The 14,365-nt window shown below is 73.3% G+C and carries 14 protein-coding genes; 5 read left to right on the top strand and 9 right to left on the bottom strand.

The window, feature by feature from the left end; genetic code table 11:
* Window positions 1-21 precede the first annotated feature (21 nt).
* Window positions 22-1,614: an ABC-F family ATP-binding cassette domain-containing protein gene (locus Mam01_RS09755; RefSeq protein WP_204285065.1), complete on the top strand. Its 1,593-nt coding sequence runs from the start codon at window positions 22-24 to the stop codon at window positions 1,612-1,614.
* On the opposite strand, the gene Mam01_RS09750 is transcribed toward Mam01_RS09755, so the two are convergent.
* Both Mam01_RS09750 and Mam01_RS09745 read right to left on the bottom strand, forming a co-directional pair.
* A complete protein-coding gene (locus Mam01_RS09750; RefSeq protein WP_204285064.1) occupies window positions 1,587-2,423 on the bottom strand; it encodes an EI24 domain-containing protein in 837 nt (278 codons plus the stop codon). The genes Mam01_RS09755 and Mam01_RS09750 overlap by 28 nt on opposite strands.
* 10 nt (window positions 2,424-2,433) lie before the next feature.
* Window positions 2,434-3,021, bottom strand: a complete 588-nt coding sequence (locus Mam01_RS09745; protein WP_204285063.1) for a Maf family protein — start codon at window positions 3,019-3,021, stop codon at window positions 2,434-2,436.
* 62 nt (window positions 3,022-3,083) lie between these two features.
* Between Mam01_RS09745 and Mam01_RS09740 the strand changes: the two genes are divergently transcribed.
* Window positions 3,084-4,949: a CASTOR/POLLUX-related putative ion channel gene (locus Mam01_RS09740; protein ID WP_204285062.1), complete on the top strand. Its 1,866-nt coding sequence runs from the start codon at window positions 3,084-3,086 to the stop codon at window positions 4,947-4,949.
* A 19-nt stretch (window positions 4,950-4,968) separates the two neighbouring features.
* Here Mam01_RS09740 and Mam01_RS09735 read toward each other — a convergent pair whose 3' ends face one another.
* Together Mam01_RS09735 and Mam01_RS09730 are read right to left on the bottom strand one after the other, a co-directional pair.
* Complete coding sequence (locus Mam01_RS09735; RefSeq protein ID WP_204285061.1) at window positions 4,969-5,634, bottom strand: response regulator transcription factor; 666 nt, start codon at window positions 5,632-5,634, stop codon at window positions 4,969-4,971.
* Entirely contained in the window at window positions 5,634-7,607 is a 1,974-nt protein-coding gene (locus Mam01_RS09730) for a sensor histidine kinase (protein ID WP_204285060.1), read from the bottom strand. The genes Mam01_RS09735 and Mam01_RS09730 overlap by 1 nt, the downstream gene beginning before the upstream one ends.
* A gap of 144 nt (window positions 7,608-7,751) precedes the next feature.
* Between Mam01_RS09730 and Mam01_RS37280 the strand changes: the two genes are divergently transcribed.
* Window positions 7,752-8,651, top strand: coding sequence for a CPBP family intramembrane glutamic endopeptidase (locus Mam01_RS37280; RefSeq protein WP_204285059.1), 900 nt, complete (start codon window positions 7,752-7,754; stop codon window positions 8,649-8,651).
* 1 nt (window position 8,652) lies between these two features.
* Here Mam01_RS37280 and Mam01_RS09720 read toward each other — a convergent pair whose 3' ends face one another.
* Genes Mam01_RS09720 through Mam01_RS09710 form a run of 3 tightly spaced genes read right to left on the bottom strand, consistent with a single transcriptional unit; the run spans window position 8,653 to window position 11,706 of the window.
* Window positions 8,653-9,717, bottom strand: coding sequence for a hypothetical protein (locus tag Mam01_RS09720; protein ID WP_204285058.1), 1,065 nt, complete (start codon window positions 9,715-9,717; stop codon window positions 8,653-8,655).
* A 46-nt stretch (window positions 9,718-9,763) separates the two neighbouring features.
* Complete coding sequence (locus tag Mam01_RS09715) at window positions 9,764-10,450, bottom strand: aminoacyl-tRNA hydrolase (RefSeq protein WP_204285057.1); 687 nt, start codon at window positions 10,448-10,450, stop codon at window positions 9,764-9,766.
* Complete coding sequence (locus tag Mam01_RS09710; RefSeq protein ID WP_150932474.1) at window positions 10,447-11,706, bottom strand: MFS transporter; 1,260 nt, start codon at window positions 11,704-11,706, stop codon at window positions 10,447-10,449. The genes Mam01_RS09715 and Mam01_RS09710 overlap by 4 nt, the downstream gene beginning before the upstream one ends.
* Window positions 11,707-11,801: 95 nt before the next feature.
* On the opposite strand from Mam01_RS09710, the gene Mam01_RS09705 reads away from it, so the two are divergent.
* Window positions 11,802-12,800: a GlxA family transcriptional regulator gene (locus Mam01_RS09705; RefSeq protein ID WP_239101173.1), complete on the top strand. Its 999-nt coding sequence runs from the start codon at window positions 11,802-11,804 to the stop codon at window positions 12,798-12,800.
* A 7-nt stretch (window positions 12,801-12,807) separates the two neighbouring features.
* Here the strand turns inward: Mam01_RS09705 and Mam01_RS09700 are convergent, their stop codons facing one another.
* Both Mam01_RS09700 and Mam01_RS09695 read right to left on the bottom strand, forming a co-directional pair.
* Window positions 12,808-13,014, bottom strand: coding sequence for a DUF6203 family protein (locus tag Mam01_RS09700; RefSeq protein WP_204285055.1), 207 nt, complete (start codon window positions 13,012-13,014; stop codon window positions 12,808-12,810).
* A 45-nt stretch (window positions 13,015-13,059) separates the two neighbouring features.
* Window positions 13,060-13,764, bottom strand: coding sequence for an SDR family oxidoreductase (locus Mam01_RS09695; RefSeq protein WP_204285054.1), 705 nt, complete (start codon window positions 13,762-13,764; stop codon window positions 13,060-13,062).
* Window positions 13,765-13,880: 116 nt separating this feature from the next.
* Here Mam01_RS09695 and Mam01_RS09690 point away from each other — a divergent pair, with 116 nt between their 5' ends.
* Window positions 13,881-14,333: a winged helix-turn-helix transcriptional regulator gene (locus Mam01_RS09690; RefSeq protein WP_204285053.1), complete on the top strand. Its 453-nt coding sequence runs from the start codon at window positions 13,881-13,883 to the stop codon at window positions 14,331-14,333.
* The last annotated feature ends 32 nt before the right edge of the window (window positions 14,334-14,365 follow it).

Raw genomic sequence — 14,365 nt, 5'->3', positions numbered from 1 at the left:
GCTTCTCCGGAGCGTCAACAAATGATCACCCTTCGCGGTGTCGACGTGCGCGTCGGCGCCCGTCTCCTGCTGTCGGACGTCAGCGCCCACGTCGCCCCCGGCGACCACGTCGGCCTGGTCGGCCGCAACGGCGCGGGCAAGACCACCCTGCTGAAGACCCTGGCCGGCGAACTGCAGCCGGTCGCGGGCACCATCACCCGGACCGGCGAGGTCGGCTATCTCCCGCAGGATCCCGCGGCTGCCGATCCGTCCCTCTCCGTCGCCGCCCGCATCCTGTCGGCCCGCGGTCTCGACGAGGCCGAGTGCGCGCTGCGCGCCGCCGAGGCGGCCATGGCCGACCCCGCCGAGCAGAAGCGGGCGATGCGGCGGTACGTCCGGGCCGAGGCGGAGTTCGAGGCCCGCGGCGGATACGCCGCCCAGGCCGAGGCCGCCCGCATCGCCGCCGGGCTCGGCCTGCCCGACCGGGTCATGACCCAGCCGGTCGGCACCCTGTCCGGCGGGCAGCGCCGCCGCGTCGAACTCGCCCGCATCCTGTTCGCCGGGCAGGGCACGCTGCTGCTCGACGAGCCCACCAACCACCTGGACGCCGACTCCGTGGCCTGGCTGCGGTCGTTCCTCGCGAGCCGGACCGGCGGGCTGGTCCTGATCACCCATGACACCGCGCTGCTCGACGACACCGTGAACAGGATCTGGCGCCTCGACGCCGACCGGGCCGCGCTGGAGGTGCACAACACCGGCTGGCGCACCTATCTGGCCGACCGTGACGCCGCCGAGCGCGGGCGCGCCCGGCAGCGGGCGGTCGCAGAACGCAAGGCCGCCGCGCTGCACGCCCAGGCCGACAGGATGCGCGCCGGCAAGTCGACGGCCGTGCGGGCCAAGGAGATGGCGCGCCGGGCCGACCGCATGCTGGCCGCGGTGGAGCCGGTCCGCCGCGCCGAGAAGGTCGCGCGCATCCGTCTGCCCGAGCCCGCCCCCTGCGGCCGCACCCCGCTCGGCGCGATCAGCCTGGCCAAGGCGTACGGCGACCTGCGGGTGCTGACCGGCGTGGACCTGGCCGTGGACCGGGGCAGCCGGCTCGTCGTGCTCGGTCTCAACGGCGCGGGCAAGACCACGCTGCTGCGGATCCTGGCCGGGCGGGAACGCCCCGACTCGGGCCGCGTGGTGCACGGTCCCGGTCTGCGGCTGGGCTACTTCGCGCAGGAGCACGACACCCTCGACCCGGCGCGCACCGTCGCCCAGAACCTCGCCGCCGCCGCGCCGCACCTGGGCGACGGCGAGGTGCGCCGGATCCTCGGCTCGTTCCTGTTCACGGGGGACGACGCGGGCAAGCCCGCGGGCGTGCTGTCCGGCGGCGAGAAGACCCGTCTGGCGCTCGCCACCCTGGTCGGCTCGCAGGCCAACGTGCTGCTGCTCGACGAGCCCACCAACAACCTCGACCCGGCGTCACGGGACGAGGTGCTGGCGGCGGTCGCCTCTTACCAGGGCGCCGTCGTGATGGTCACCCACGACGAGAAGGCCGTGGAGGCCCTGCGTCCCGACCGCGTCCTGCTGCTGCCCGACGGGGTCGAGGACATGTGGAACCCCGGCTACGCCGGTCTCGTGTCCCTGGCCTGACCTTCCGGCGCCCGGCCTCCTGATGCCTGATCTTCCGGTGCGGGCGCCGGCGCGAGCCGGAGGCGCACGAGCATCGCGGCTCCGGCCACGGCGCCCGGCATCGCGACCACGCTCACGAGCGGCACCATGAACGCGAGGAAGAGCGGCACGCCGAACCCGAGCGTGACCGGCAGGTTCGCGCGGAGCAGGGCGAAGCGCTCCTTGCGCCGCAGGCCCCGCCGCTCCATGGCGAGGGCGGTCAGCTCGACCGTGAGGAAGAACCCGGAGACGAACGCGCCGACCACGGGCACTACCGTCTGGCCCACGACCGGCACGAACCCGAGAACGAACAGCGGCACCGTGAACAGGACGACGTACCACAGCGTGACGAGGCTGTCGCGGACCGACCGGAGCAGTGACGACCAGAAGGGCAGATCGCCGCTGGGAAGCCCGCCCAGGTCCTCCTCGACCTTCTCCGAGAGCTTCTCGTAGAACGGGTCGCCGATCACGAGGGTGACGGCGGTGAAGGTCAGCACGGAGAGCGCGAGCCCCACCACGAAGATCATGAAGCCGACCAGCGCGCGGAACGTGTCCCGCCAGCCCCAGTCGTCGGCGAACGGCGTCACCCAGGCCGCGACGTCGGTGGCGTGCGTGCCCAGCCACACCAGCGCCACGACGTAGAGCGCGAGCGCGATCAGAGCCGGGATCAGCCCGAACAACCACCAGCCGGGATGCCGGGCGACCCATCCCAGCCCACGGAAGCAGAAGCCGATCCCCTCGGCGAAACCGCCGACGCCACGCCGCCCGGCGGGCCGCTCGATGCCACTCATGGCGGGCAGGCTAGCGCCAAAGACGCGTCACCGGCACGCCGAGATCGGCGAGCAGGCGGCGGACCAGCGGCAGCGAGATGCCGAGCACGTTGCCGTGGTCGCCCTCGATGCCCTCCACGAACCAGCCGCCCAGGCCGTCGAGGGTGAACGCCCCCGCCACCCGCAGCGGCTCGCCGCTCGCGACGTACGTGCCGATCTCCTCGTCCGACGGGGTGCCGAACCGCACCACGGTCGCGGCGACCTCGGACCGCGTGCCACCCCCGGCGACGTCCTTGACGCAGTGCCCGGTCAGCAGCCGGCCGGTCCTGCCGCGCATCATGTGCCAGCGGCGCACCGCCTCCTCGGGCGTCCCCGGCTTGCCGTACGCGACGCCGTCGAGTTCGAGCACCGAGTCGCAGCCGATCACGATGCCGTCGCCGAGCGTCCGCGACACCGCGACGGCCTTGGCCACGGCCAGCTTCAGGCAGAGCTCCTCGGGCGTGGCGGCCGTGATCGCGTCCTCGTCGACCCCGCTGACGATCACCTTGGGGTCGAGCCCGGCCGCCCTCAGCACACCGAGGCGGGCGGGCGAGGCCGAGGCGAGCACCAGTTCCGTCACACGACGAAGCCTAGTCGCTTCTACTATGTCTGACGTTTACCGATCACACGCGGGGGATGCCGGTGTCAAAAGCCACGGTCAAAGAGCGTGCGCGCTACTGGTTCGACAACACCATGGCCAAGGGCACGACCGCCCTCATCGGCTGGCTGGCCCTGGTGTCGCTGGCGCTCATCGTGGTGGTCAGCGCGCTGACGATGTGGCTCGCCCCCGACGAGGCGCTCCGGCACGACGGCTGGCCCGGGGTGCTGTGGCTGTCGCTCATGCACGCCCTCAGCCCCGGCAAGATTGCCGGAGACGCCGGCACCGCGCCCTTCCTCGCGATCATGCTGGGGGCGTCCCTCGGCGGCATCTTCATCGTCAGCATCCTCGTGGGCGTGCTCTCCACCGGTCTGCGCGCCAAGATCGAGGAGCTGCGCAAGGGCCGCTCCCGCGTCATCGAGAGCGGCCACACCGTCATCCTCGGCTGGTCCGAGCAGCTCTACACGATCGTCTCCGAGCTCACGAGGGCGCACGCCAGCCAGCACGGCTCGGTCATCGCGATCCTGGCCGACAGGGACAAGCCCGCCATGGAGGACGCGATCCGGGCCCACGTGGGCGACACGGGCAGGACGCGCCTGGTGTGCCGCACCGGCCGGCCCACCGAGCCGGCCGACCTCGACCTGATGAGCCTGAGCACCGCGCGAGCGATCGTGGTGCTGTCCCCCGAGACGGAAGACCCGGACGCGCACGTCGTCAAGACCCTGCTCGCGCTGGCCAAGCGGGCGGGCGAGCATCCGCCGGTGGTCGCCGCCATCGCCTCCTCGCGCAACATGGCCGCCGCCCGGCTGGCCGGTGGGCCCGGCGTCCACCTGGTCGACAGCGACGACATCGCCGCGCGGCTGATCGTGCAGTCGTCCTGGCAGTCCGGCGTGTCCGTCGTCTGCATGGATCTGCTGAACTTCGACGGCGGCGAGATCTACCTCCGGCGCGATCCCGCCCTCGCCGGCAGGTCGTACGGCCAGGCCCTCGACGCGTACGCGACCGCGACCGTCCTCGGCCTGCGCGCACCCGGCGGCGTGACGCTCAACCCGCCGCCGGACACGGTGATCGGGACGTCCGACGAGATCGTCGTGCTCGCCCAGGACGACTCGCTCATCCGCCTGGCGAACGGAACGGCCCCCGCGGACGAACGGCACATCGTCCCCGCGACGGCCCCGGCGCCGGCCCCCGAGCGGACCCTGATGCTCGGCTGGAACGGCCGGGCCGCGCGGATCATCCGCTACCTGGACGGCTACGTGACCCCCGGATCGGTGCTCGACGTCGCCGGCGTCCACCCCGGCGCCGGCGCCGGCCTGGCGGACCTGCGCAACCTGACGGTCAACGTCAAGGAGTGTGACGGCACCGACAGGTACGCCCTGGAGTCCCTCGGCGTCGGCGTCTACCAGCACGTCATCGTGCTCTCCGACGACCGGCACGATCCCCGCCACGCCGACAACCGGACGCTGATGACGCTGCTGCAACTGCGCGACATGCAGGCGACCCTCGGGGAGAAGTACTCGATCGTTAGCGAGATGCACGACGAGAACAACCGGGCGCTCGCCGAGGTCACCGAGGCCGACGACATCGTGATCAGCGACACCGTCATCGGCCTGCTGCTCGCCCAGCTCGCCGAGAATCCGCACCTCGCCGAGGTCTTCGGCTACCTCTTCGACGCCGCGGGCTCGGAGGTCTATCCCCGGCCCGTGGAGGACTACGTGACGACCGGCGGGCCCGTCGCCTTCCGCACGATCGTGGAGTCGGCCCTGCGCCGTGGCGAGACCGCGATCGGCTACCGCGTGGCGGCGAGGTCCGGGGAGCCGCCCCACTACGGCGTCGTGCTCAACCCGGACCGGTCCCGGGCGGTGACGTTCACGCCCGGCGACTCCGTGATCGTCCTCGCCGAATGCTGAGCCCGGCCGTCCCCACCGCTCAGTCACCGAGGCCCGCGCGGCGGGCGCGCACCACGGCCTGCGCCCGGTCGGCCACCTGGAGCTTGGCGAAGACGGACGTCAGGTGGTTCTTCACGGTCTTCTGGCTGAGGAACAGGGCGCGGGCGATCTCCGCGTTCGACTTGCCGGACGCGAGCAGGTCGAGAACACCACGCTCCCTGGCGGTCAGCTCGGGGAAGGGCGTGACGTCCGGGCCGGACGCCAGGAACCTGCGGATGCGCCGGGCCACGGCGGGGCCGTACACGGCCTCCCCCCGGGCGACGGACCGAACGGCGGCGATGAACTCCGCCCCGCCCGTGCCCTTCAGGACGTAGCCGCGCGCGCCCGCCCGCAGCGCGGCGAACACCGACGCGTCGTCCTCGCTCATCGTCAGCACGAGCACGCCGAGGGCGGGCTCGCGGTCGATCAGCCGGCGGGTGGCCTCGATCCCCGAGGTGCCCGGCATCACCAGGTCCATCACGACCACGTCGGGGCGCAGCGACAGGGCGAGGGCGACGGCCTCCTCGCCGTCCCCCGCCTCGCCCACCACCTCGGCGCCGCCGACCTGTTCCAGCAGCGTCCGCAGGCCGTGCCGCAGCAGCGGGTGGTCGTCCGCCAGCAGGACGCGTATCGGCTCGGCAGTCTCCGAATCGGCCTCGGGGTTCATCACAGCGGCAGCACCGCCTCTACTGTCGTGCCCGTCCCGAAGGCGGACGTCCTGTGCAGCACGCCGCCGAGTTCCAGGGCGCGCTCTCTCATGCTGCCCGACCCCACGCCCTCGACGAGCGGTTCGGGCAGCCCCCGGCCGTCGTCGCGGACCCGCAGGACCAGCCCGCCCCGCTCGATCCGTGCGACGATCTCAACGGTCCTGGCCTGCGCGTGCCGCAGGGCGTTCGCCAGCGCCTCCTGGGCGATGCGGTACGCCGCCACCTCGACGGCGGCCCGCAGCTCGGGAAGCGGCTCCGGCACCCGGACCCTGACCGCGGGGCCGCCCTGCGCGGTCTCCTCCGTCTCCAGGGCCAGGTCCTCCAAGGCTCCGGCCAGCCCGAGCTCGTCGAGCGCCGGCGGGCGCAGGTCGTGAACGATCCTCCGCACGTCCCCGACGAGCCCCCGGACGAGCTGCCCGACCTCCGACAGCGACGATCGCACGGCAGGCGACACGCCCGCGGCGGTGGCCTCTATCACGTCGAGCCTTACGCCGATGGCGGCGAGGCCGGGCCCGAGACCGTCGTGGATGTCACGGCGGAGCCTGCGCCGTTCCTCCTCCCTGGCGATGACCAGCCGCTCCCGCGACGTCTGCACCTCCCTGGCGAGCCGTACGGCCGCGAGGGCGACCGCGAGCTGGCGGGCGAGGTCGTCGAGCACCGCCAGGTCCGCCGCCGACAGGGCCTCGCCCGGCGATCGGGGAGCCGCGCGCAACTCCCCCTCCACGCGTCCACCCACCACGAGCGGCAGACGTACGCCGTCGCCGGGGACACCGCCCTCCGCGCAGACCGGCGTGCCGTCGGCGGCGAGCACGGCGACCGCGGGCAGCCGCAGGGTGTGCGCCACGGTCTCCGCCGCCCGTTCGAGGAGCCGCGTCGGGTCGGCCGACGACTCGAGGCGCTGGCCGAGCAGGGACAACGCGGCCGCGGGGTCGCCCCGGTTGCCGAACAGCAGACGGCCGACGGCCCGCTGCGCTGCGTCGCGCGCGGGTGCGAACGCCACCGCGACGACGGCGGTGGCGGCCAGCGGCTCGAACACCCCGCTCCCGGCCCGCAGGAGCGTGCCGATCGTGGCCACGGTGACCAGGTAGGCCCCCAGCAGCGTGACCGTGACCAGCGCGTACACGACGGTGCGCCGGATCAGCACCTCGATGTCGAACAACCGGTAGCGGAAGATCGAGACCGCCGTGGCCGCGGGGAACAGCGGCAGCGCCACGGCCAGCAGCCACACGCCCACGGGCGGATCGGGCGGCAGCAGCGTGTCGGCGGCCACCGCGAGCCCCACCGCGACGACGGCCGCGAACACCGGCAGGAGACGTCGCCTGTCGTCGGATCGGGTGACCCGTGCGGCCAGCGCCGCCATCCCCGACGCGGCCAGCCCGATCGCCACCACGCCGAACGTGAGCTCCGCCATGGGCTTGGTGGGCACGAAACCGAACGAGCTGGGCACCTCCCGCCCCCAGACCCAGATGCGGTCCCGAAGCATGAGCATGACCTGGAGCACCATCATCCCGGCGACGGCCGCGACCAGGACCGGCCGCCAGCGCGGCGACGGCAGCCGTCCGTCGGGCAGCAGCATGGGCAGGAGCAGGAGCGGCCCGAAGCCGGTGAAGAACACCCAGTTCGTCACCCACGCGGCCGCCAGGGCGCCGGGCAGCCCGTGCGACTGTGCGTACGCGGCGTATCCCCCGGAAAGTGCCTGGAGGGCCAGCCCGGCGCCGCTGAGACAGAACAGCAGGCCGACGAGGTGCCGCCGCCATCGCGAGAGGATCAGCACGCCCACCGCCGGGCAGGTCAGGCCGGCGACCGCGTCAAGCACGAGATAGGTGGTGTCCAGGGCGGGCGCGGCCGCGGTCAGCGCGACGCCGGCGACGACGGCCGCCCCGCACAGGACAGGGATCGCCCAGAGACCTCGGGGCCACGCACCGCTTCGCATCAGGACATCATTGGACATTCGCGCACGGAGGGGAATGGGACCCGGGTCCCGTCCCATCCGGGACTCCGCCCAGGTCCGTCGCACGGGACGGAACGGGACCTCACCCTCAGGCGGGCGGGACCGCCGGGACGCTGGAATCGGCCCATGCGAACGAACACGTCAACCGCCACCGCCACCGACACCGGGACCGCCGCTCCCACCGCCCGCGAGCCGCGGCTCGGGGTCTACGGCGTCGCCCTGGCCGCCCTCGTGCTGCCCGTCGTCGCCCTCGCCGTCTCGCAGGGCGCCGACCTCGACCGAATCGGCGACGCTCCCATCGGGACCCAGATCGCCATGTACAGCCAGGCGTTCATGCCCGCGCTCGCCGCGCTCGTCGCGTGCCTGGCCGCCGGAGGCGTCCGCGCCGTGGACTGGGGTTTCCACCGGGTGCCCTGGCGCACGCTCGCCGCCGCCTGGGCCGTTCCCGTCCTCGGCATCGGCATCGCGTACGGCACGGCCTGGCTGACCGGCGCCGCCCGCTTCGACCCGGGCAACCCCGCCGGGTCCACCGGGCTGCATCCGGCACTCGGCGTGCTGCTCGGCCTCGTTCCCGGTGTGGTGCCGTTCGTCGTCCTGGCGCTCGGCGAGCAGCTCGGCTGGAGCTCCCTGCTGGTCATGAGGCTCGCCGCGCGCAGGAGCCCGGCCACGACGGCGGTGATCCTCGGCCTGGCCTGGGCCGCGTTCCACTACCCGCTGATGCTCTTCGTGCCGGGGGCGGTGGAAGAGGGCGTGGCGGTGCCGTACGCGATGCTGATGTTCACACTCCAGACGGTCACGCTGGCCTTCCCGCTCGTGTGGCTGCGGCTTCGCACCCGGAGCATCTGGCCCGTCCTGGTGTGCCATGCCACGGTGAACGCGTCGCTGTACTTCGTGGCCGAGGCGATGACCTCGACGCATGACAGGTCGGCCTGGATGGTCGGCGAGGGCGGCGCCCTCACCACGGCCGGGCTGGCGGTGGCCGTGCTCCTGACCGGCCGCCTGTGGCGGCGCCCGCGCTCCCGCTGAGTCAGAGCGCCTTGACGGAGGACATCACGGCGTTGATGTCGCGCCAGCGCTTCTTCTGGCTGTCAGGGATCGTGACGAACACGACGGCGGGCTTCTTGTCCTTGACGTCCACGAGGGCCAGCGCCGCCGCGGAGGTCCGCTTCTTGCCCTTCACCGTGTAGTGCACGGTGTAGCCCAGCAGCCAGCCCTTCCGCTTGCCCGCCTTCATCGGCTGGGAGGCGGTCCAGGTGATCGTCGCGCCGGACGGATGGTGGTTGAGCGTCCACCGCGCGGCCAGGAAGGCGGTGTCGCGCAGCGTCTCCTGCTGCGGGATCGGCACCGGGCAGGAGACCAGCAGGCCGCGGTACGACATGCCCTTGACCTTCGGCAGCACCTGCCGGGAGGCGAACGGGCTCGCCTTGGCGAGCGTCCACGACTTGGTGAAGCGCGGCAGGGCGACACCGGAACGCCGGTCCTTGACCAGGCCGCGGATGTGGGCCGGATGCCCGTGCAGCCGGCGCAGCTTGCGCTCGTTCGCGGGCAGCGTGGGCACCCGGGGATCGTGCAGGGCCGCCGCCATCGCGGTGTCGGGCGAGGGCTCGGGGCTCGCGCCGGGCGGACTCACACTGGCCTGCGGGCTGGCACCGATCGGACTGGCAGTGAGCGGACTGGCGTCGAGCGGGCTGGCACTGGACAGCGGGCTCAGGCCGGGCGTCGCCACAGCCTCGGTCGCCGTGCCGATCCCCCCGCCGTTCCCCGCGCCGCCTGCCACCGCGGCCGGGCTGGACACCCCGCTCGGCAGGACCACCTGCTGCGTCGCTCCCTGGGCGGCCGGGCTCTGTACCTCGGCCGGCGCGGGAGTGCCCCGGCCGAGCACCACGAAGGCGGCGCCCGCGCCCAGGATGCCGACCCCCGCGGCCACGGCGACCGCCCGGTAGACCACCCGCATCGGCAGGTCCCCGAGGCCCTTGCCGGAATTCGTCGCCGGTGCCGGCGGCGGGACCGTGATCTTCGGCAGTGGCGTGGTCTCGGCCTCGGCCGCTATGTAGGAGGGCACGGCCTTCGTCCCATAGTCCCCAGGTGACACGATCGGGAGCGTACGGCATATCCCGGTTTTTCGGGTGCCTTCCCCATCACAGATCGGGAACGCCCGCCCGCAGCCAGGGGGCGTCCGCGACGACCGTCGCCGAGCCGGGTTCGATCTCTGTGAACCCGGCGTCCCGGACCACCGGCAGGCCGCTCCCGGCCAGCGCGTCCCACCGGCCGGCACCCGCCGTCCGGACGCGTACGGCGAAGCCGCGCCCACGCCAGGCCGCCCTGTCCGCCTCGCCCGCGCCCCACCAGGCGAACTGCGCGCCGTGGCCCGCCTGGGCCATCGCCTTGCCCGCCGTCATCGTCAGCCGGGGGTTGACCCAGAGCACCACGTCATCGGGGCCGGGCTCCGGCGGAACGGCGTCGTCCTCCAGATCGGTGCCCGACACCTGGAGCCGGGCGAGGTCACGCGGCCAGTCGTCCAACGGCACCGGCGGATGCACCCGCACCTCGGCCGTGCGCACGGTGACGGTGATCCCGGGCAGGGCGAGCGCCCGCCGCCACTCGGCCCCGCGGGCCCGCCTGACCACCTTCCTGATCCGGCCGTCCTGCCACTCGGCGATCTCCCCGCTCCACTCGTCCCCGTGCTCCGCCCCGTTCTCCGCGCTGTTCTCCGCATGGTCGAGCAGTCGCGGCACGGCGGTCGCGGCCGCCTCCAGCGCGTCGGTGCGGCGCGGCGGCGCCGCCCGCTCGATGCGTACGACCAGGGGAAGAACGCGCTCGGTCACCCGACAAGGATCGCAGCTTCGCCGCGGTCCCGGACACGCGTGACGATGCGGGACGACATGAGCGCCGCGAGCAGGCACAGGGCGCCGGCGCCGTACCACGCCAGGTCGTAGTTCCCCAGGTGGTCGCGGGTGACGCCGGCCACGGTGGCGACGACGGCCGCGCCGACCTGGTGGGAGGCGAAGACCCAGCCGAACACCACCGCGCCGTCCGCGCCGAAGATCCTGCGGCACAGGGCGACGGTAGGCGGCACGGTGGCCACCCAGTCGAGGCCGTAGAAGACGATGAAGACCAGCATGCTCGGCTCGGTCGTGGCGGCGAACAGCTGCGGCAGGACCAGCAGCGACAGCCCGCGCAGGGCGTAGTAGACGACGAGCAGGAGCCGCGCGTCCACGCGGTCGCTCAGCCACCCGGAGAAGATCGTGCCGGCGATGTCGAACACGCCGATGACGGCCAGCAGCGAGGCCGCGACGGTCTCGGGCATGCCGTGGTCGTGGGCGGCCGGGATGAAGTGGGTGCCGACCAGGCCGTTGGTGCTCGCGCCGCAGATGGCGAAGCCCCCGGCGAGGTACCAGAAGGAGCGGGTGCGCGCCGCGTCCCGCAGCACCCGTACGGCCCGCGCGGCGGCGCCCCCTCCCGGTGTACGGACGACCGGCCCATCGGCCCCCAGCGCGGTCAGGCCGATCTCCTCGGGAGTGTCCCTGAGCAGGAACCACACGAGGGGGACGACGGCGAGCGCGGCCCCGGCCACCGTGAGCGAGGCCGGCCGCCAGCCCTGCGCCTCCACAAGGTGGGCGAGCAGCGGGAGGAAGACCAGCTGCCCGGTGGCGCCGCCCGCCGTGAGCACGCCCGTGACCAGGCCGCGGTGCCGGACGAACCAGCGGTCGGTCAGCGTGGCGGCGAAGACGAGCGCCATCGAGCCGGTGCCCGCCCCGACCAGGACCCCCCAGAGCGCGACGAGCTGCCAGCTCGCGGTCATGAACACGGTGAGGCCGCTGCCGGCGGCCACCAGCAGCAGGGCGCAGGCGACCACCCGGCGCATGCCGAAGCGGTCCATCAGGGCCGCCGCGAACGGCGCGCACAGCCCGTAGAGCATGAGGTTGACCGACACCGCCAGTGAGATGGTGCCCCTCGTCCAGCCGAACTCGTCCTGCAGCGGCATGATCAGCACGCCCGGCGTCGCCCGGAAGCCGGCCGCCCCGATGATCGCGACGAAGGCGACGGCGGCCACTGTCCAGGCACGGTGCAACGACTTCATGGCGAGCATCCTCCCGTCACGCCCGCCGGGCGGACAGTGGCCGGGAGGTCAACATGTGAAAGAATCCGGCCATGCCTCCGGTCACGCACCCAGCCGTGCGCCCACCCGTACACCGGGTCGCCGTCCTGGTCCTGGACCACTTCGCGTCGCTCGACCTGGGCATCCCCGGGCAGGTGTTCCTCGCCGCCCGCGACCGTGACCCCGGCCGCGACTCCGAACGGGGGCCGCTCTACGAGGTCGTCACCTGCTCCCCCGGCGCCCGGCCGGTGCGGACCCGGGCGGGCTACCGCGTCCTCCCCGACCACGACCTGGACGTGCTCGCCACGGCGCACACAGTGGTGGTGCCGGGCGTGCACGACGGTCGCGCGCTGAGGGACGGCACGCTCGACGAGGAGGTGCGCGAGGCGCTGCGGGCGGTCGCCGGGCGGGCCCGGCTGATCTCGATCTGCACCGGCGCCTTCGTGCTCGCCGCGGCCGGTCTGCTGGACGGGCGGCCCGCGACGACCCACTGGCGCAACGCCGCGGCCTTCCGCGCCCTCTTCCCCCGCGTACGGCTCGATCCGGACGTGCTGTTCATCGACGACGGCGACGTGCTGACCTCGGCCGGGGTGGCGGCCGGCATCGACCTGTGCCTGCACGTGATCCGGCGCGACCACGGCACCGAGGTGGCCAACCGCACCGCCCGCCGGTGCGTGACGCCGCCGTTCCGGGAGGGCGGTCAGGCCCAGTACATCGAGCGGCCGCTGCCCGACCCGGTGGGGACGACCACCGCCCCCACCCGGGCGTGGATGCTGGAACATCTGGAGGAACCGGTCAACCTGGCCGCCCTCGCCGCGCACGCCCGCATGAGCGTGCGGACCTTCACCCGGCGGTTCCGGGAGGAGACCGGCCTCAGCCCGGCCAGGTGGCTCGCCGGGCAGCGCGTCGCGCACGCCCGGCATCTGCTGGAGACCACCGACCTGCCGGTCGACGCGATCGCCAGGAAGGCGGGGTTCGGCAGCGCGGTCTCGCTCCGGCAGCACCTGAACGCCGCCGTCGGGGTGTCCCCGCTCGCCTACCGGCAGACGTTCCGCACCCCCGCCGCGCTCTCCTGACGGGTGATCAGCGGCGGGCGCCCGCGACCGGCCTCCGCCGGTCGTACCGGTCGTCCGACCGGCGGCCCGGCGCGCGGCGCACCTGGGTCTGCGACTGCTGCCGCTGGTCCGAACGCCGCTTGCGGGCGAACAGCCAGCCGAGGCCGAGCACGACCATCCCGATCGGCGTACGGGCCAGCCAGCGGGTGACGACGAGCTGAAGGATTCTCTTCATGGCACTCGCCCCTACCCGGCCCGCGTGTGATCATGTGCCCGCCTTTCAGGATGCCAGCTGCGGATACAGGCCGGCCACGTCGCCGGACAGCATGGCCCGCACCTGGCGGCTCGTGTCGTCGGCGACCACCTCGAAGCTCCCCTGCTCGATCCCCTGCAGGGCCTGGGCGGCGACCTCCGCCGGGTCGATCTTGGGTCCGTCGACGTGGGCGGCCATGTCGGTGTCCATGTATCCGACGTGCAGCGCCGTGACGAGCGTGCCCTGATTTTTCAGTTCGAGGCGGAGGCTGTTGGTGAGCTGCAGCGCGGCGGCCTTGGCCGCGGAGTAGCCGGCCACCTGCGGGGCGGTGAACCACGACAGCACCGACAGCACGTTGAGGATCGCGCCGCCCCCGTTGCGGCCCAGGACAGGGGCGAACTCACGAGCCATGGCGAGCGTGCCGAAGTAGTGCGTCTCCATCTCCAGGCGGATGTCGTCGAGCGCACCGGCGAGGAACGACGAGCCCGTGGAGATCCCCGCGTTGTTGATCAGCAGGTTCACATCGCGGGCCCGCTCGGCGGCGGCCCGGACGGACGCGGGGTCGGTGATGTCCAGGGCGAGCGGCACCACGCCCGGCAGGTCGACCGTCTCCGGCCTGCGCGCCGCCGCGTACACCTTGGCGGCACCACGGTCCAGCAGCGCGGCTGCGAGCCGTCGTCCCAGCCCGCGGTTCGCGCCCGTGACCAGCGCGGCCGATCCTTCGATCCTCATTGTGTCTCCATCCCTCGACGGCTTGGCGTCCACGGTAGAGATCTAACTTTAAAATTGCAAGCCAGCATTCCCCGGCTAGCCTGGACCCCACCGACGACGAGCGAGCGAGGCGTGCGATGACGACCACCGAACTCCCTGACTCGATGACGTGCTCCATCGAGCGGGCGGTGACCCTCCTCGGAGAGCGGTGGACGCCGCTGATACTGCGGGAGCTGCACACGGGAGTCGTCCGCTTCGCCGACATCCAGCAGCGCCTGGGGATCGCCACGAACCTGCTGACCACCCGGCTGGCGACGCTCGCCGGTGCGGGCGTCGTCGAGAAGCGGCCCTACCGCGACACCGGAGCCCGAACCAGGTACGAGTACCACCTGACCGATTCGGGCCGCGACGCGCTCGTGATCCTCGGAGCGCTGCAGCAATGGGGGGACCGTCACGTGCCCCGGCTCGCGGGACCGACGGTCGAACGCCGCGATCGGCGGACCGGGGCGCGGCTGGACGTGTCCTTCACCGACCCCGAGGGGCACGCCGTCCCGCTGGACGCCGTCGCCTTCGTACGCACGGGCCACTGACCGGCCGGGACACCGAGAGCCGCCCCCCGACG

The sequence above is a fragment of the Microbispora amethystogenes genome, from assembly GCF_016863015.1.
GTDB classification, from domain to species: domain Bacteria; phylum Actinomycetota; class Actinomycetes; order Streptosporangiales; family Streptosporangiaceae; genus Microbispora; species Microbispora amethystogenes.
Note: the sequence above shows the minus strand (reverse complement) of the source record. Positions and strands in the feature narration are given on the sequence as shown.

What these genes read in the sequence shown, in the direction of transcription:
- Mam01_RS37280 (WP_204285059.1), top strand. Translation starts at nt 7,752, where the DNA reads ATGCGAACGAACACGTCAACCGCCACCGCCACCGACACCGGGACCGCC.
- Mam01_RS09750 (WP_204285064.1), bottom strand. Translation starts at nt 2,423, where the DNA reads ATGAGTGGCATCGAGCGGCCCGCCGGGCGGCGTGGCGTCGGCGGTTTC.
- Mam01_RS09730 (WP_204285060.1), bottom strand. Translation starts at nt 7,607, where the DNA reads ATGCGAAGCGGTGCGTGGCCCCGAGGTCTCTGGGCGATCCCTGTCCTG.
- Mam01_RS09710 (WP_150932474.1), bottom strand. Translation starts at nt 11,706, where the DNA reads ATGAAGTCGTTGCACCGTGCCTGGACAGTGGCCGCCGTCGCCTTCGTC.
- Mam01_RS09690 (WP_204285053.1), top strand. Translation starts at nt 13,881, where the DNA reads ATGACGACCACCGAACTCCCTGACTCGATGACGTGCTCCATCGAGCGG.
- Mam01_RS09695 (WP_204285054.1), bottom strand. Translation starts at nt 13,764, where the DNA reads ATGAGGATCGAAGGATCGGCCGCGCTGGTCACGGGCGCGAACCGCGGG.
- Mam01_RS09700 (WP_204285055.1), bottom strand. Translation starts at nt 13,014, where the DNA reads ATGAAGAGAATCCTTCAGCTCGTCGTCACCCGCTGGCTGGCCCGTACG.
- Mam01_RS09735 (WP_204285061.1), bottom strand. Translation starts at nt 5,634, where the DNA reads ATGAACCCCGAGGCCGATTCGGAGACTGCCGAGCCGATACGCGTCCTG.
- Mam01_RS09755 (WP_204285065.1), top strand. Translation starts at nt 22, where the DNA reads ATGATCACCCTTCGCGGTGTCGACGTGCGCGTCGGCGCCCGTCTCCTG.